Source organism: Rhizobium sp. 16-488-2b (assembly GCF_017741815.1).
Taxonomy (GTDB): Bacteria; Pseudomonadota; Alphaproteobacteria; order Rhizobiales; family Rhizobiaceae; genus Rhizobium.
The window spans coordinates 152,158-169,388 of the sequence record NZ_JAGHMF010000015.1; the positions used below are offsets into that span (position 1 = coordinate 152,158).

The window sequence follows — 17,231 nt, forward strand, 5'->3', positions numbered from 1 at the left end:
TTGACGAAATTCGTATCTCATCTATACGTATTTGAATGACAACAGAGCCAAGCTGGGATTTCTACCGCACCCTTCTCGCCGTGCTCCACCACGGCTCGCTATCGGCCGCCGCCCGCGAGCTCGGCCTGACGCAACCGACCATCGGCCGCCATATCGACGCGCTGGAAGAGATCGTCGGCACGCAACTCTTCGTCCGCTCGCAGAGCGGCCTGATGCCGACTGAAGCCGCCCTCGAACTCAAGCCCTATGCCGAAACGCTGGCCTCAACCTCCGCCGCCCTGCTGCGCACCGCCTCCGGCGACCGCGACCGCATCGCCGGCCCGGTCCGCATCAGCGCCAGCGAAGTGATCGGCGTCGAGGTTCTGCCCTCGATCCTGGCGCCGCTGATGGAGCAGTACCCGGAGCTCGAGATCGAGCTCTCCGCCTCCGACGCGGTCGAGGATCTGCTGAGCCGCGAAGCCGATATCGCCGTGCGCATGAGCGAACCGACACAGGACGCGCTGGTCGTGCGCCGCATCGGCGATATCCCGCTCGGCTTCCACGCCCATCGCCGCTATCTCGACCATCGCGGCACGCCAGAGACCATGGCCGATCTAGGCAACCACCGCCTGATCGGCTTCGACCGGCACACCGGCTATGTCAGGACTATGCTGAAACGCTACCCTGTCTTCGCCGACCTAACCTTCGGCTTCAAGGCCGACAGCACGCTGGCGCAGCTGGCGGCGATCCGTTCGGGATTGGGGATAGGAATGTGCCAGACAGCGCTGGCGGCGTCGGATGAGGACCTTGTCCACGTTCTGCCGCAGGCGTTTCAAATCCCGCTTGCGACCTGGGTGGTGATGCACGAGGCGATCAAGACCTCGCCGCGCTACCGCGTCACCTTCGATGCGTTGGTCGCGGGCCTGCTCGATTATACCAGGGAAGGAGCGCTCGGCCGCCGGGATTGACGGAACGCGTCAGGAAAGGCGCGATCGGTCAGGCGCGCGGCGACGTTGCTGCCTGGTGGGTCTTCCAGTTGCCATCGACCACCTCGGTCTCCGGACGGTCGCCACCTTCGGCATATTCCTCGTGCCACTTGCCCTTGTCGTCCTGCCAGCTGATCTCGGCGGAATCGCCGCCGACCTGCTGCTCGGCCGCCACGATACGGGCCGCCTCAAGCGCTTCGGAATGTGTCGGGAAGGCCTCGGAATACACGTTTCCCAACCGGTAGGCCCAGCCGCCATCGTGCTGGACGACTTCATAGACCACCTTGACCATGCACTTCACTCCTCTTTTGCTTGGTTCCACACACCGAACCGACAGGATCGAATCCTGTTCCGCGCGGTGCCATCTGGCAAAAAGACGAGAGGCGCCGCGATATGCTTCCGGCTGACCGATGAGGCAGTATTCCATTAAATGCCCAAGACTGCAAACCTGCCCCGCGCAATCGCCGGCTTGATATGTGAAATCATCGCCTTAGACTTGAGAGATGAATCAAGATCGGAGCTCGACGTTGGGGATAGTGTCACGCCTGAAAACCGAACGGTACCTGCTGATCGCGATTGCGGTCGGCGTGGCGGCCTTTCTGTCGGAACACGCGATCATGGAGATGGGCCAGGGCGCGGCTCTTATTGCGGCAGCCGCCCTCGTCGTTACCATCGTGCTCGCCTCGATGCGTGTGGCCCATCACGCCGAGATCCTCGCCATCAAGGTCGGCGATCCCTATGGCACGATGATCCTGACGCTCTCGGCCGTCGCCGTCGAGGTCATCATCCTCGCCATCATGATGTCAGGCGAAAGCTCGCCGACGCTGGTGCGCGACACGATCTATTCGGCGCTGATGCTCGATATCAACGGCATCCTCGGCCTCGCCGCTTTGCTCGGCGGCCTGAAGCATGGCGAGCAGCCCTATAACGACAACTCCGGCAAGACCTACGGCGTGATGATCCTGACGGCCATCGGCATCTCGATGATCGTCCCGGAATTCGTGCCCGACGATAAGTGGCACTACTATTCCGCCTTCACCATCGTCGCGATGATCGCGCTCTACGCGCTTTTCCTGCGCATGCAGGTTGGCCAGCACAGCTACTTCTTCAGCTACAGCTACCCACGCGCCGAGCGCAAACAGGACGCATCGGAGGACCATGGCGACGAAGGGTCGACGGCGGTCTCGATCGCCACGATCCTGGCGGGCGTCGTCATCATCGGCCTGCTCGCCGAATTCATGTCGGCCTTCATGACGACGGGCCTGAAGGACACGGGCGCGCCCATCGGCCTCACCGCCCTCGTCGTCGCAACCATATCGGCCGCGCCCGAGATCCTGACCGCGCTTCGCGCCGCGTTGAAGAACCGCATGCAGGCAACCGTCAACATCGCCATGGGCGCCTCGCTCTCGACGGTCATCCTGACCGTCCCGGTCATGGAAGCAATCGCCCTCTACACCGGCCAACCCTTCATCATGGCGATGACGCCGGTGCAGACGGTGATGGTCACGATCACCCTGATCGCCGCCGCCATCAATCTCAACGATGGCGAGACCAACGCCATCGAGGGCATGACGCACTTTATCCTATTTGCCACCTTCCTGATGCTCGCAAGCCTGGGGCTATAGCGAGGGATAGAATCCGAAATCAACGCCTTACGGCGAAAACCTGAATCGGATTGCCAACTGAGAAAAGCGATTACGCCGCGATCTTTTCATAGAGAACGGCCCGATTGCGGCCGCTGTCCTTGGCGGCATAAAGCGCCGCATCGGCCATCTTGAGCAGATCGCTCCAGGAGCGGCCCGCATCCGCGCTCGTCGCAACGCCGATGCTGACGGTGAGCGGCACACGCTGCCCGTTGCTATCCACTTCGAGCTTTCCAATCACATCGACCAGACGCTCGGCCGCCTTCATGGCTTCCAAGGCATTCGTCTTCGGCAGATAGGCCGCGAACTCCTCGCCGCCGAGACGCGCGAAGCTGCCGCTTGCATTGAGGTTGCGGCTGATCGCATCGGCGAAGCTGATGAGCACCTGGTCGCCGGTATCGTGGCCGAAGCGGTCGTTGACCTGCTTGAACAGGTCGAGATCCATCAACAGCAGCGCATCGTCCCCGCGCATCACCTTCGGCATCCGCGAGGTGAACCAGCGGCGGTTGCCGACGCCGGTCAGCATGTCTGTATCGGCCGCATGCCGCAGCGCCGCCTCGGCGCGCTCCTTCACAAGGATGATGACGAAGAGCGCGATCGCGAAATGGCAGATGATGCGGATGAAGAACGCCCAGCGCGGCGTCATCGGAGCGATTGCCGGAGTCAGCATGGCAACAACAATGAGCAAGGCCAAAAGCGACGACAGGGCGATTACGCAAGACAGCACGACCCGCACCGGCAGCCGCTCCGGCCGCCGATCATGCAGGACCGTGGCGGCCGCCGCTGCAAGCGACAGGAACGAGATGAAATTGCTGACCGCGCCGCGAGCCATGTCATCCAGATAGAACTTCGTCGCGACCGCAACGACGACCAGAAACGCCGGAATGATCAGCACGAACCAGTCGATCCGACGCCGACGGCCGCTGCTGAGCTGGCGCATGCCGACCCAGAAGACTGAATAACCGATCAGGCCGAATGCAAAAGTGCCGAAGGTCCATATTTCATGCGACAGCACCGAACGCTCGCCCAGCCCGGCCAGGGTCGAGGACATCGCCAGCGACAAGAAGCCGATCGCCAACGTTCCCAGCCCTTCGCCGCGCCTCGATTGCCAGCGCATATAGATAAAGCACAGAGCGCCGACGAGAAACGAGCATTGGTGCAGCAGGAGTACCGTTGCGAAATCGAGCTGGAAGGGTTGAAGCGTCATGATCCGAAGGCAATGAAATCTATAAAAACAGCGCACCAATAGACGGCAGTCATTAGCGATCTTTAAATGGGCGGCAGCAAAACACACCCACAATAAAAAACCCGCCGTCGCCGGCGGGTTTCGAAGTTCGAAACAAGACTGCTTACTTGCAGGCGCCGCAGAAGCGCTGGATGCGCTTGCAGGCTTCTTCGAGCAGTGCTTCCGAGGTCGCGTAGGAGATACGGAAGTTCGGGCCGAGGCCGAAGGCCGAGCCGTGAACCACGGCAACACCTTCCGATTCCAGCAGCTCGGACACGAAGTCCTCATCCGTCTCGATGACCTTGCCCGTGGGCGCCGTCTTGCCGATCAGGCCGGCGCAGGACGGGTAGACGTAGAAGGCGCCTTCCGGGTTCGGGCACGAAATGCCCTTGGCCTGGTTCAGCATCGACACGACGAGGTCGCGGCGACCTTCGAAGATCTTCTTGTTCTCGGGGATGAACGCCTGCGTGCCGTTCAGCGCTTCGACAGCGGCCCACTGTGCGATCGACGATGCGCCCGAGGTCTGCTGGCCCTGGATCATGTCCATGGCCTTGATCAGCTGGATCGGGCCGGCCGCGTAGCCGATACGCCAGCCGGTCATCGCGTAGGCCTTCGAAACGCCGTTCATGGTGAGCGTGCGGTCATAGAGCTTCGGCTCGACTTCGACGGGCGTGACGAACTTGAAGTCGCCATAGGTCAGGTGCTCGTACATGTCGTCGGTCAGGATCCAGACATGCGGGTGCTTGAGCAGCACGTCGGTCAGAGCCTTCAGCTCGTCATGCGTATAGGCGGCGCCCGACGGGTTGGAAGGCGAGTTGAAGATGAACCACTTCGTCTTCGGCGTGATCGCCTTGTCGAGATCAGCGGCCTGGAGCTTGAAGTTGTTTTCCTGCGTCGTCATGACCGTGACGGGCGTACCGCCGCACAGCGCCACCATCTCAGGATAGGACACCCAGTAAGGTGCCGGGATGACGACTTCATCGCCGGCATTCAGCGTTGCCATGAAGGCGTTGAAAAGAATCTGCTTTCCGCCGGTGCCGACGATCGTCTGCTCCCAGGAATAATCCAGGCCGTTCTCGCGCTTGAACTTCGCGGCGATCGCCTTGCGCAGCTCAGGGATACCGGAAACCGGCGTGTACTTCGTCTCGCCGCGGTTGATCGCGTCGATCGCCGCCTGCTTGATGTTGTCAGGCGTATCGAAGTCCGGCTCACCGGCGCCAAGACCGATCACGTCACGGCCTTTTGCTTTCAACTCGCGCGCTTTCTGGGAAACGGCGATGGTGGCGGAAGGCTTCACACGGGAAAGAGCATCGGCAAGAAAGGCCATGATATCGGTCCTATACGGTTGATTTTAGCAGACGGCCGGGGCCGGATTTCTGCGCTACGGTCTATGTCCAATGTAGGCAGGCTTTTCAAGGCCAAAGGGGTGATGAATCGGATGATTCTTCGTGATCATTCGCGCCATCGAGATCGTGATTCGCATAATCCGAAGCCGCCTCATCGACGCGATCCCGATTTACGCCTTGAAATCAAAAACTTCGCCAAATTGGCCATTCGCCACGAATTGGCCGCAACAAATGCCGTGGCGTGCCGCAATTCGGTCGCGAGCCCGCCGAGATCGAAGCCGCATTCTTGCATCTCCGAAATTGGTTACTGAGGGCATGCCATGTTTCTGGAAGATGAAGTCACCTTGAGGCGGCTGCGCGCCGCCCGCGTTTCCATATCCCTGCTGATCGCATTCGTGGCATTCGCCGCCTCCATCCTGATAACCTCAGGACTGGTGACGGCGGCATATGCCGCTGATGAAAGCCAGCCGAAAGCCCGCGAGCTCGCTGGCCTGATCAAGCCGAACGACGTCAACAGCGGCTCGCTGCTCTTTCCCGCCAAGGAGGCCGGCTTCTTCGTCGAGGCGCCGCGCCTGAAGACCGACGTCGAGATGGATGTCACCGGCCCCATCGCCCGCGTCAAGGTCACCCAGCGCTTCCAGAACCCGAGCAAGGGCTGGGTCGAGGGCACCTACGTCTTCCCGCTGCCTGAAAATTCCGCCGTCGACGTCCTGAAGATGCAGATCGGCGACCGCTTCATCGAAGGCCAGATCAAGCCTCGCCAGGAAGCCCGTGAGATCTACGAACAGGCCAAGGCCGAGGGCAAGAAGACCGCGCTTCTGGAACAGCAACGCCCCAACATCTTCACCAACCAGGTCGCCAATATCGGCCCCGGCGAAACCATCGTCGTGCAGGTCGAATACCAGCAGACGGTGCATCAGTCCGGCGGCGAGTTCTCGCTGCGCTTCCCGATGGTCGTGGCACCCCGCTACAATCCGGCGCCGATCGTCCAGACCGTCGATTTCAACAACGGCGCCGGCTTCGCCGTCCCGTCCGATCCGGTAGAGAACCGCGAGAAGATCGCAGCACCGGTGCTCGATCCGCGCGAAAACGCCAAGATCAACCCTGTCGCGCTGACCGTGAAGCTCAAGGCCGGTTTCCCGCTGGGCGATGTCAAATCCTCCTTCCACGATGTCGATATCAAGACCGACGGCGACCAGAACCGCGTGATCGCGCTGAAGGGCGAAGCGGTTCCCGCCGACAAGGATTTCGAACTCACCTGGAAGGCGGCCCCCGGCAAGACGCCAAGCGCCGGCCTCTTCCGCGAAGTGCGCGACGGCAAGACCTATCTGCTCGCCTTCGTCACCCCGCCCGCGACGCCGGATGCGAATGCAGCCCCCGCCAAGCGCGAGGTCGTCTTCGTCATCGACAATTCGGGATCCATGTCCGGCCCGTCGATCGAGCAGGCGAAGGAGAGCCTGGCGCTCGCCATCTCCAGGCTCAACGCCGACGATCGCTTCAACGTGATCCGCTTCGACGACACGATGACCGACTACTTCAACGGCCTCGTCGCCGCCTCCCCCGACAATCGTGAAAAGGCCATATCCTACGTCAGGAGCCTGAACGCCGATGGCGGCACCGAGATGCTGCCGGCGCTGCAGGATGCGCTGCGCAACCAGGGCTCGGTCGCGGCGGGCGCGCTGCGCCAGGTCGTCTTCCTCACCGATGGCGCGATCGGCAACGAGCAGCAGCTCTTCACCGAGATCACCCAGAACCGCGGAGACGCCCGCGTCTTCACCGTCGGCATCGGCTCGGCGCCCAACTCCTACTTCATGACCAAGGCGGCCGAGATGGGCCGTGGCACCTTCACCCAGATCGGCTCCACCGACCAGATCGCCACGCGCATGGCCGAGCTGTTCCAGAAGCTGCAGAACCCGGCGATGACCGATATCGCCGCGACCTTCGAAAACGCCAAGGCCGAGGACATCACCCCCAATCCGATGCCCGACCTCTACACCGGCGAACCCGTAGTGCTGACCGCCGAGCTGCCGGACACCAAACCATCGGGCAAGCTTCAGATCACGGGCAAGACCGGCGCCCTGCCATGGCGCGTCGAGATGGATATCGCCAATGCCGCCGACGGCCAGGGCATCTCCAAGCTCTGGGCGCGCCGCAAAATCGACGACCTCGAAGCCCGCGCCTATGAGCGGCAGGACCCGACAGCACTCGACAAGGACGTCGAGACCGTGGCGCTCGCCCATCACTTGGTCTCGCGCATGACCAGCCTCGTCGCTGTCGACGTCACCCCGTCGCGGCCACAGGATAAGCCGCTGGACTCCGCCAAGCTTCCGCTTAATCTGCCCGATGGCTGGGACTTCGAGAAAGTCTACGGCGAAACCGCCCCTGCCCCGCAGGCCCCGTCAGGCAACGGACCCGACCACGCCATGGCCGCACCGCTGCAGCAGGTGGCGGAGCTTGCGGCAACCCGCATGGCGGCCGCCCCGACACCCAAGGCCGCCAACCTGATCGCCCAGCGCTCGGCCTCTATCCAGCTTCCGCAGACCGCAACGCGCGCCGACGAGCAGATCGCCCGTGGCGTGACCATGATGGTACTGGCACTGCTGGCCGCAACCGGGCTGATGGCGTGGAAGCGCCGCAACGCCATCGCGCAAGGAACCCGCCGTGGCCATTAGATCAGGCAGAACCAGCGGAGCCGGGCCGGCCGATGACTTCGGCCCGCTTCCCACCTATCTGGAACTCGCCATGGCGACAGCGGCGGCAACCGCCTTCGACGCGCCTGATGACAAGCAGCCCTCCGCACTATTGCCCCGCTTCTCGGTGGTCGAGAAGGTGATCGCTGCAGGCATCGCCATCCTGGCGATCTACGGGATGATCCTGATCAGCGACGGCATCTACATCAAGGCGAAGGCGCAGCTGTCGCAATTCCTGCTCGCACGTGCCTTCGCGGCCGAGTTGCGCGGCGAGGATGCCAAGCCCTGGCCCTGGGCCGACTTCACTACCGAGGCGAAGGTCAGCGCCCCACGCCTCGGCAAGCAGGCGATCGTTCTATCCGGCGCCTCAGGCGAAGCCCTTGCCTTCGGCCCCGCATGGCTCACCAACACCCCGCAGCCGGGCGACGAAGGCACATCCGTCATCGCCGCCCATCGCGACACCCACTTCCGCTGGCTGAAGGACGTCAAGCCGGGCGATGAGATCGAGGTGACGCGTCGCGACGGCGAACGCCTGATCTTCAAGGCAGGCGAAGGCCGCGTCGTCTCCTGGGACAACAGCGGCATCGACCCGACGGCACATGGCCACAACCTCGTGCTGGCGACCTGCTGGCCTTTCGGCGCCACTGAACGCGGGCCGCTCCGCTACATCGTCGAGGCCGAGCTTGTGGACGCGAGAGCGACCGGCTCCGTTCAAGGCCGAAACACAATGCCGTTATCCCCCACCCCTTGAGGGTTGAAGCAAGGCGCCTGCTCCTCCAAGTCTCAGGCGGATTGACATTTGTAAGTTGGCATTAGGGGATGGGGAATGAGATCAGTTTCGACACTTCGGCTCGGTAAAGCGCCAGGGATTGGCTTGTTGCTGACGGCGATCCTTGCCCAATCCGCCCCCGTGATGGCGGCCGACACGGTCGAGACCAAGAAGGTCCAGGTTCAGGTCGAAACGATCGCCTCGGGGCTGGAGCATCCCTGGGCGGTGGCTGTCCTTCCCGATGGCGGCTATCTCGTGACCGAACGCCCCGGCCGCTTGCGGATCATCCGGGACGGCAAGCTCTCCGCGCCAATATCCGGCGTCCCCAAGGTCTACGCCAGAAGTCAGGGCGGCCTGATGGACGTGGAACTGGCACCCGATTTCGCCACCTCGCGGACCCTCTATCTCACGGCCGCGACCCCAGGTGACGGCGGCTCCGGCACCGAAGCCTTCAGCGCCACGCTTTCAGCCGACGGAACGGCGCTCGATAACGTCAAGTCGATCTTCAAGATGCGCAAGTTCACCAGCGGCGGCATCCAGTATGGCTCGCGCATCGCCATCGCCAAGGATGGCTCGCTCTTCATCAGCATCGGCGACCGTGGCGATCGCGACCGCTCGCAGGATTGGCAGGACGATGCCGGCTCGATCGTCCACATCAACGCCGATGGCAGCATCCCCAGTGACAATCCCTTCAAGGACGGTGCCAACGCGCTGCCGGAAATCTGGTCGAAGGGCCACAGGAACCCGCAGGGCATCACCTTCGACGCCGCCGACGGCAAGCTCTATACCGTCGAGCACGGCGCACGCGGCGGCGACGAGATCAACGGCATCGAGCCGGGCAAGAACTACGGCTGGCCGATCATCACCTACGGCCGCGACTATTCCGGCGCCGAAATCGGCGAAGGCACCGCCAAGAAGGGCCTGGAGCAGCCGTTCTATTACTGGGATCCCTCGATCGCCCCTGGCGCCGTCGCCATCTACCGCGGCAAGATGTTTCCCGAATGGGATGGCGACTTCCTGGTCGCGGCCCTCAAATTCCAGCTCCTGTCGCGCATGCAGCGCGATGACAGCGGCGCTTTCGTCGCCGAGGAGCGCATCTTCGACGGCGCCTATGGCCGCATGCGCGATATCGTGGTGGCGCCCGATGGCGCGCTTCTGATCGTCACCGACGAGGACGACGGCACGCTGCTGCGCGTCTCCCGGGCACCCGCCAACAACGGCTGATCTAGGCCGCCAACGTCGCCTTGCTGCGGTCGAACGAAACTGGTAACGGTCGCCCATCTCGACCACTCCCGTTTCGGCCGCAAAGCGCTAACCCCGTCTGGCCGACCTCCCAGATTGAGGCTGACATGACGCGCATACAGGCGAACCTTGTTCTATTGCTGGCTGGCGCCATCTGGGGCGGCGGCTTTGTCGCGCAGTCGACGGCGATGGAAACGATCGGCCCGCTCTGGTTCGTCGGCCTCCGCTTCGCGATCGCTACCGTCGCCGTGCTCCCCTTCGCGCTGATCGAGGCGCGCAAGAGTAAGGTCAAGACTAGCGGGCGCCACGCCATGCTCTATCTGCTGATCGGCCTCACCCTCTTCGGCGTCATGATCACCCAGCAGATCGGCCTCCAGACGACGACGGTCACCAATTCGAGCTTCCTCACCGGGCTCTACGTCGTCATCGTGCCGATCATCGCCGTGGTTTTCCTGCGCCGGGCGCCGCATTGGATCGTCTGGCCGGGCGCCTTGATGGCATTGACCGGCATCTATCTTCTGTCGGGTGGCGACATGTCGGCCCTGTCGCGCGGCGATATCCTGACCATCTTCTGCGCCGTCTTCTCCGCCGGACAGATCACCCTCGCCGGCATCATCGTCTCCGAGACCGGCCGAGCCTTGACGCTGTCGGTGGCGCAATTCGCCGTCACCGCCGTCCTGGCGCTGGCCGCGGCTTTCATCGTCGAGCCCCTCAGCCTAGCGGCGATCTGGGATGCGGCGCCGGAAATCCTCTATGTAGGCATCTTCTCATCTGGCGTAGCCTTCTCGCTCCAGATCATCGGCCAGCGCTACACCACCTCCTCGCAGGCGGCCATCTTCCTGTCGTCCGAAGCGCTGTTCGGCGCGGCGCTCGGCGCTCTGGTGCTTGGCGAGAAGATCTCCGCTCTCGGCTATGTCGGCTGCGGGCTGATGTTCGCGGCAATGCTTCTAGTTGAAATCGTCCCCGAGATAGCGCGTCGACGTCGTCAAAACGGCCTGCTTATCAGCCAAAATCCGGGCTGAAGCCGAAAATATGAAAAAAAGTTTAACGTTCGCGAGGTCGCGCGCACGTTGTAATTTTGGCAAAATCTGCTCCTAAAATATATTGCTCGCGATACAAAACGTTATTCAGCGGCGGCTGATGAGTGCTTTTTTTCGTCGGAGCACTAAACCCACCCGGAATTGGCGTGCGAGGTCGCGTTGCGTCGGAAAACTTTTGCTTGCCAAAAGTGAATAATCGCAGCAATCTCGTGGCGTTCGGGCATTTTGCGAGCATGGGAAGTCCTTAAGATTGTGCGCGCCGGAGACGCTAATACTCCGGTCGGTTGGTTCTAAATAAGCAGGCGGAAGTTCTGCGAAGAACTCTACTGATTTAGAGGGGACCTTTTTCTCACAATTCAATAATTGCCTGTTAGCGTCTCCGTGAGGAGGCAATATCAGTATGCTGCCCGTGTGGATGGCGGGCAGAGATCAAAGGACCTGACGCATGGCCGAGACTGGGACTGTAAAATTCTTCAACACCGACAAGGGCTTCGGATTCATCAAGCCTGACAAGGGCGGCGCGGACATCTTCGTTCACATTTCCGCCGTGCAGGCTTCCGGATTGGCCGGACTGACGGAAAACCAGAAGGTTAGCTTCGACACCGAACCGGATCGTCGCGGCAAGGGCCCGAAGGCCGTCAACCTGCAGATCGACGGCTGATAGAGCCTACCTTTGCAATCGAGTTGAAGCCCGGCGGGCCGCCGGGTTTTATCGTTCAGCCTGCATTCAGCCGCCAGCCGTTAACTTGCCATCATCAAGGTGCAAAACCGGCCAAGAGTTTGAACAGGACAGAACACATGAATAGCCTTGCCAAGACCCTTCTTCTGACGGCAACCGCGGCTGCCATCACATTCTCGTCGATCGGTGTCGCATCGGCTGACGACTGGCGTTATCGCCACCACCATAACAATGATGCATGGGTCGGCGGCGCTGTCGGTCTGGCAACAGGCTTGATCGTCGGTTCGGCGATCGCCAATGCACCGCGCTACGACGAACCGCGCTACATCGACCCGCCCTACGCTTATGACGATGGTCCGGTCTACGCAGCGCCTCCCCGTTATTATCGCCCGGCACCGGTGCGCTACTATCAGCCGGCTCCGGTTCGCGTCGGTGTCGAGCCGTGGACCCCGCAGTGGGAGCGCTACTGCTCTTACCGCTACCGTTCGTTCGATCCGCGCAGCGGCACCTTCATCGGCAATGACGGCCGCAGCCACTTCTGCGTCGCCAACTGATCGAACACAGATCGTTCATGTACGAAGCGCCGCTTTTCAGCGGCGCTTTTGTTTTGTGCGAGCTTTGCCCGTTCTGATCCCCTGCCCGGGTCAAAGCCCCTGCAGATAGGGATTGCCGCGCCGCTCGTCGCCGATCCGGCTGCCCGGGCCATGGCCGCAGATAAAGCCGACCTCGTCGCCCAGCGGCAGCACCTTGTCGCGGATGGAATCGAGCAACTGCTGGTGGTTTCCGCCAGGAAGATCGGTGCGGCCGATCGAACCGTTGAACAGAACGTCGCCCAGATGCGCGAACTTCTGCGCCCGGTTGAAATAGATGACATGCCCCGGCGCGTGGCCCGGCGTGTGATAGACCTCGAACACATGCTCGCCGAAAGACACCGTATCGCCATCCTTCAGCCAGCGATCCGGCTCGACATTCTGCATCTGGCCTGATGGCAGCCCGTATTTCTCCGCCTGCGTCTCGATCCGCTGAAGCAGCGGCAGGTCGTCCTCGTGCGGGCCGATGATGTCGACGCCCAACGCTTCCTTGAGCTCCTTGGCCCCGCCGGCATGGTCGAGATGGCCGTGGGTCAGCCAGATCGCCTTGATCTTCAGCCCATTCTGCTCGATCCCCTGCAGGATATTGGCGACATCCCCGCCCGGATCGATCACCACGCCTTCCTTCGTCGCTTCATCGAAAAAGATCGTGCAGTTCTGCTGAAACGCTGTCACCGGAATGATCCCGGCCTGGAGCATGCTCATGGGGTGCCTCGCTTTATGTCTTGCGCAGTTCGTCCGTCTCGATGTCGATATAGTCGCAAACGCCGGCGCGTGCAGCCTCGATTTTGCCGAGCGCTCCGTCACGCCGCAACGACAAGTGTAATCTCCTGTGATCGCCCTTGGCGGAACCTCCCCTTGTTCCGGGCGTTACCAACCCGTCTATAAAAGGAGACCCACGATGACCATGAAGCGAAATCTTTTCCTGGCAGGCGCAATGGTTCTGGCGACCGCCGGCCTCGCCCGCGCGGAAATGGCCGCAACGGCCATCAACGATCTGACCATTCACGCCGGCCCCGGCGAGCAGTATCCCGCTGTCGGCGTTGCGACGCGCGGCTCCGAAACCATCCTCGACGGCTGCGTCGCCGGCAGCCAGTGGTGCCGTGTCGATGTCAACGGCATGCGCGGCTGGGTTTACGCCCAGTATCTGCAGATGGACCAGGACGGCAACCAGGTGATCGTCCAGCAGCACCAGTCCGATCTCGATATCCCCGTTGTGACCTATGAAACCACGGCAGCGACCGGCCCCGCCGAGCCTGCTCCGGGCGACGAACTGCTCGGCCCGGTCGGCTCGGTAGAGACGATCGAACCGCCGCAGACGGTCACCACCTATATCGAGAGCAACCCTGGTCGCACTGTCGAGGTCGGCGGTGATGTCGTCGTCGGCGCGCAGGTTCCCGGCACCGTGACGTTCCAGGAGATCCCTGACTACCAGTACCGCTACGCTCGCATCAACGACCGTCCGGTACTGGTCGATCCGGGCACGCGTCGTATCGTCTACGTCTACAACTAAGACCTGAAATCATGGACAGCAAAGGCGGCCATCCGGCCGCCTTTTTCATGCGCGCTCGCCAGACGGCTGTGAACTCGCCGCAACGCTCGCGTCATGCCTGTTGATTGTTGCCGCAAATATGCCTCTTAATCCAATCACGCAGGGGAATTGCGTATCGCATGGGAGTTTTGCGCGGGGCATCTCGGTTCGACTGACAACACCGATCTTCTTTGCACGCGCGAAAGCCGAAAACCGAGAGACACTGGAACATATGTCATGATTGCTGACCTATGTTCCCGCGCTGTCGGTCAAGCGGCGCAGACTAGGAAAGGAAATGCCAAATTGGCACGACAGAGCAGCCCGAGAGCCGGCAGGCAGGAGCCCAAGCCGGAGCCTTTGACCAAGCCGCTGGAAAACACCGAAACCATCGACTTCGACATCATCGAGCTCCTGTTTTTCTCCTATCGGGACTTCGTCTCCGACCCTGATGCCATCCTGGCAAAGAGCGGCTTTGGACGTGCGCATCACCGCGTGGTGCATTTCGTTAACCGAAACCCCGGCATGACCGTTGCCGATCTCCTGGATACGTTGAAGATAACCAAACAGAGTCTCGCAAGGGTACTCAAACAGCTTATCGATTCGGGGTATATTCAACAAAAAGCGGGGCCTGAGGACCGACGTCAGCGCAAGCTCTATCCCACCGCCACAGGCAGGGATCTGGCGCTTGCACTCGCCGAGCCGCAATCGCGCCGTATTGAGAGAGCATTCGACGGAGCCTCCCCGGAGGTCAGGGCGGGCGTAAAGGCCTTCCTGAGTGGCATGCAGAACAGACAAAACTCGAAAGCGGACTGAATGGCGGCGAAGATAGTGATTTCGGACGATGCGGCACACTTGCTCGTTGTGGATGACGACACGCGTATTCGCGCGCTGCTCAACCGCTATCTGAGCGAGAACGGCTTCCGTGTGACGGTCGCGGCCGATGGCGCCGAAGCACGACGCAAGCTTGGCGGCCTGGATTTCGATCTGATCATCATGGACGTGATGATGCCAGGCGAATCCGGCATCGACGTCACCAAGGATCTGCGCATCATCAAGAACGTGCCGATCATCATGCTGACGGCGCTCGCCGAATCCGACAGCCGTATCGCCGGCCTTGAGGCCGGAGCCGACGATTACCTGCCCAAGCCCTTCGACCCGCGCGAGCTCGTTCTCCGCATCAACAACATCCTACGCCGCAACGTCTCCGGCGATGCGCCCAAGATCGAACAGGTCATGTTCGGCCCCTACACGTTCTCGCTGACCCGCCGCGAGCTCAAGAAGGCTGCCGAGATCGTGCGCCTGACGGATCGCGAGCAGGAAATCATGCTGCTCTTTGCCAAGCGCGCCGGCGACACCATTCCCCGCCACGAACTGATCGGCAACGATGTCGATGTCGGCGAGCGCACGATCGACGTGCAGATCAACCGCCTGCGCCGCAAAATCGAGGACGACCCGTCAAATCCGGTCTGGCTCCAGACGGTTCGTGGTATAGGATACCGCCTGAGCATCGATTGATGATCCGGGACCCGGAAAGGCTCTAGATGGTAACATTCGATTCCCTGCGACGCGAGGACCGCTCGCCGGTTTCCGGCTGGCGTTGGTTCACCCGCCTGCTGCGCCGCCAGCTGCCCAAGGGCCTCTACGTCCGTTCGCTGATCATCATCATCATGCCGATGGTGCTCCTGCAATCTGTCGTCGCCGCCGTCTTCATGGAGCGGCACTGGCAGATGGTCACCCAGCGCCTGTCGATGGCCGTGACCGCCGATATCGCCGCGATCATCCAGATGATCGAGACCTATCCGCAGGATACTGATTACAGCGAGGCAACCCGCATCGCCCGCGACCAGCTCGGCCTGCAGATCTCGATCGAGCCCGATGGCGAGCTCCCCCCGCCCCGCATCAAGCCGTTCTTCTCCATTCTCGACGGCATTCTGAGCGACGAAATCCGCGACCAGATCAAGCGCCCCTTCTGGATCGACACGGTCGGCGATTCCAATCTCGTCGAGGTCAGGGTGAAACTCGACGGCAAGATCCTGCGCGTGCTCGCCAAGCGCAATCAGACATACGCGTCCAACACCCATATCTTCATCGTCTGGATGGTCGGCGCATCGCTGGTGCTGATCACGATTTCCATCCTGTTCCTGAGGGGCCAGATCCGCCCGATCCAGAAACTCGCGGCCGCTGCCGAAAGCTTCGGCAAGGGCCAGAAGGCCGACAACTTCTACCCGCGCGGCGCTGATGAAGTCCGCCGCGCCGGCCTCGCCTTCATCCTCATGCGAGAGCGCATCGAGCGCCAGATGGAGCAGCGAACGGCGATGCTCACAGGCGTCAGCCACGACCTGCGTACCATCCTCACGCGCTTCAAGCTGCAGCTGGCGCTCGCCGGCGACAATCCCGACCTGCAGGGCATGAGCGACGACGTCAACGACATGCAGTCGATGCTCGAGGCCTACATGGCTTTCGCCCGCAGCGAGGTTGAGGAAGATGTCGGCGAACTCAAGCTCAGCGAACTGTTGTTGAAGCTCGAGCCGGACTTCGCCCTGCACGACAAGACGCTCACCTACTCGATCGACGGCGACGACGACATCGAGGTCAGGCCGAACGCATTCACGCGCCTCGTCACCAACCTCGCCTCCAACGCCCGCCGCTACGCCAAGACCCTCAACATCGAGGCCAAGCACGGCGCCAAATGGCTGACGATCGTGTTTGACGACGACGGCCCCGGCATTCCCGAACAGAACCGCGAGGACGTCTTCAAGCCCTTCTTCCGCCTCGACGAAGCGCGCAATCTCGATGCGTCAGGAACGGGTCTCGGTCTTGCGATTGCCCGCGACATCGCCCGCAGCCATGGCGGCAACGTCACGCTTGGCGACAGCCCGCTCGGCGGCCTGCGCGCCGTCATCCGCATCCCGGCCTGAGAACTCGATGGCGATCGATATCACCGATATGACCTGGCTCAACCCGCCACCTTCCGCCGAGCAGGGAAATGACGGCCTGCACGTGCGCTCCGGCGAGAAGACCGATTTCTGGCAGGGGACATATTACGGCTTCCACCGCGACGACGGCCATTTCCTCCATCGGCCACGCCACGGAGACTTCACCGCCGAGCTGAGCTTTTCAGCGGACTACCAGGCGCTCTACGATCAGGCCGGCATCATGCTGCGCGCCGGCGCGACGCACTGGATGAAATGCGGGATCGAATATACCGACGGCGCCCGCCACTTCAGCGTCGTCGTCACCAACGGCAATTCCGATTGGTCGGCATTTCGCATCGACCATGATTTCGCAAGGATGTCGGTGCGGGTCACGCGCAATGGCGATGCGCTGTTCATCCAGTACAGGACCGACATGATGGCGGATTGGCGCATGGCGCGCCTCGCCTGGTTCGACCCGAAATTCGCGGAATTGATGGTCGGCCCGGTCTTCTGCTCACCGCAACGCGGCGGCTTCGAAGCGACGTTTCACGACTTCAGCCTGTCGGACCCGCTCTCGCGCGACATTCACTAGAATG

17 protein-coding genes are annotated in these 17,231 nt (G+C 62.0%); 13 read left to right on the forward strand and 4 right to left on the reverse strand.

The annotated features are described in order from the left end of the window. The first annotated feature begins 35 nt into the window (after nt 1–35). Complete coding sequence (locus tag J5286_RS15295) at nt 36–947, forward strand: LysR family transcriptional regulator (protein ID WP_209191159.1); 912 nt, start codon at nt 36–38, stop codon at nt 945–947. A gap of 28 nt (nt 948–975) precedes the next feature. Here J5286_RS15295 and J5286_RS15300 read toward each other — a convergent pair whose 3' ends face one another. After that, the gene (locus J5286_RS15300) at nt 976–1,257 is read right to left on the reverse strand and encodes a DUF2188 domain-containing protein (protein ID WP_018897419.1); all 282 of its coding nucleotides are present in this window, start codon (nt 1,255–1,257) and stop codon (nt 976–978) included. A 235-nt stretch (nt 1,258–1,492) separates the two neighbouring features. Between J5286_RS15300 and J5286_RS15305 the strand changes: the two genes are divergently transcribed. After that, complete coding sequence (locus J5286_RS15305; RefSeq protein ID WP_209191160.1) at nt 1,493–2,590, forward strand: calcium:cation antiporter; 1,098 nt, start codon at nt 1,493–1,495, stop codon at nt 2,588–2,590. Between the two features lie 70 nt (nt 2,591–2,660). Here the strand turns inward: J5286_RS15305 and J5286_RS15310 are convergent, their stop codons facing one another. Together J5286_RS15310 and J5286_RS15315 are read right to left on the reverse strand one after the other, a co-directional pair. Further along, nucleotides 2,661–3,815 (reverse strand): GGDEF domain-containing protein, encoded by a 1,155-nt coding sequence (locus J5286_RS15310; protein ID WP_209191161.1) that lies wholly within the window; start codon nt 3,813–3,815, stop codon nt 2,661–2,663. Nucleotides 3,816–3,957: 142 nt separating this feature from the next. Further along, nucleotides 3,958–5,160 (reverse strand): pyridoxal phosphate-dependent aminotransferase, encoded by a 1,203-nt coding sequence (locus tag J5286_RS15315; protein WP_018897416.1) that lies wholly within the window; start codon nt 5,158–5,160, stop codon nt 3,958–3,960. A 339-nt stretch (nt 5,161–5,499) separates the two neighbouring features. Here J5286_RS15315 and J5286_RS15320 point away from each other — a divergent pair, with 339 nt between their 5' ends. The 6 genes from J5286_RS15320 (at nt 5,500) to J5286_RS15345 (ending at nt 12,153) form a co-directional block, all read left to right on the forward strand. Further along, complete coding sequence (locus J5286_RS15320) at nt 5,500–7,851, forward strand: marine proteobacterial sortase target protein (protein WP_209191162.1); 2,352 nt, start codon at nt 5,500–5,502, stop codon at nt 7,849–7,851. Continuing rightward, entirely contained in the window at nt 7,841–8,620 is a 780-nt protein-coding gene (locus tag J5286_RS15325; RefSeq protein ID WP_449090019.1) for a class GN sortase, read from the forward strand. The genes J5286_RS15320 and J5286_RS15325 overlap by 11 nt, the downstream gene beginning before the upstream one ends. A gap of 162 nt (nt 8,621–8,782) precedes the next feature. Beyond that, nucleotides 8,783–9,862 carry a PQQ-dependent sugar dehydrogenase gene (locus J5286_RS15330; RefSeq protein WP_245206150.1) on the forward strand — a complete coding sequence of 360 codons (1,080 nt, stop codon included), beginning with the start codon at nt 8,783–8,785 and terminating at the stop codon, nt 9,860–9,862. 125 nt (nt 9,863–9,987) lie between these two features. After that, nucleotides 9,988–10,902, forward strand: a complete 915-nt coding sequence (locus J5286_RS15335) for a DMT family transporter (RefSeq protein ID WP_209191164.1) — start codon at nt 9,988–9,990, stop codon at nt 10,900–10,902. Between the two features lie 463 nt (nt 10,903–11,365). Continuing rightward, a complete protein-coding gene (locus J5286_RS15340; RefSeq protein ID WP_018897410.1) occupies nt 11,366–11,581 on the forward strand; it encodes a cold-shock protein in 216 nt (71 codons plus the stop codon). A 137-nt stretch (nt 11,582–11,718) separates the two neighbouring features. After that, the gene (locus J5286_RS15345) at nt 11,719–12,153 is read left to right on the forward strand and encodes a BA14K family protein (protein ID WP_018897409.1); all 435 of its coding nucleotides are present in this window, start codon (nt 11,719–11,721) and stop codon (nt 12,151–12,153) included. A gap of 90 nt (nt 12,154–12,243) precedes the next feature. Here the strand turns inward: J5286_RS15345 and J5286_RS15350 are convergent, their stop codons facing one another. Beyond that, a complete protein-coding gene (locus J5286_RS15350) occupies nt 12,244–12,894 on the reverse strand; it encodes an MBL fold metallo-hydrolase (protein WP_111562852.1) in 651 nt (216 codons plus the stop codon). 196 nt (nt 12,895–13,090) lie between these two features. Here J5286_RS15350 and J5286_RS15355 point away from each other — a divergent pair, with 196 nt between their 5' ends. From J5286_RS15355 to J5286_RS15375, 5 genes are all read left to right on the forward strand, one after another. After that, on the forward strand, nt 13,091–13,702 hold the full coding sequence (locus J5286_RS15355) for a DUF1236 domain-containing protein (protein ID WP_018897407.1): 612 nt from the start codon (nt 13,091–13,093) through the stop codon (nt 13,700–13,702). Nucleotides 13,703–14,023: 321 nt separating this feature from the next. Then, entirely contained in the window at nt 14,024–14,533 is a 510-nt protein-coding gene (locus J5286_RS15360; protein ID WP_047506055.1) for a MarR family winged helix-turn-helix transcriptional regulator, read from the forward strand. Then, nucleotides 14,534–15,235 carry a response regulator gene (locus J5286_RS15365; protein WP_018897404.1) on the forward strand — a complete coding sequence of 234 codons (702 nt, stop codon included), beginning with the start codon at nt 14,534–14,536 and terminating at the stop codon, nt 15,233–15,235. A gap of 26 nt (nt 15,236–15,261) precedes the next feature. Next, nucleotides 15,262–16,638: an ATP-binding protein gene (locus tag J5286_RS15370; RefSeq protein ID WP_209191165.1), complete on the forward strand. Its 1,377-nt coding sequence runs from the start codon at nt 15,262–15,264 to the stop codon at nt 16,636–16,638. A gap of 7 nt (nt 16,639–16,645) precedes the next feature. After that, complete coding sequence (locus tag J5286_RS15375; RefSeq protein ID WP_209191166.1) at nt 16,646–17,227, forward strand: DUF1349 domain-containing protein; 582 nt, start codon at nt 16,646–16,648, stop codon at nt 17,225–17,227. Nucleotides 17,228–17,231: the final 4 nt, after the last annotated feature.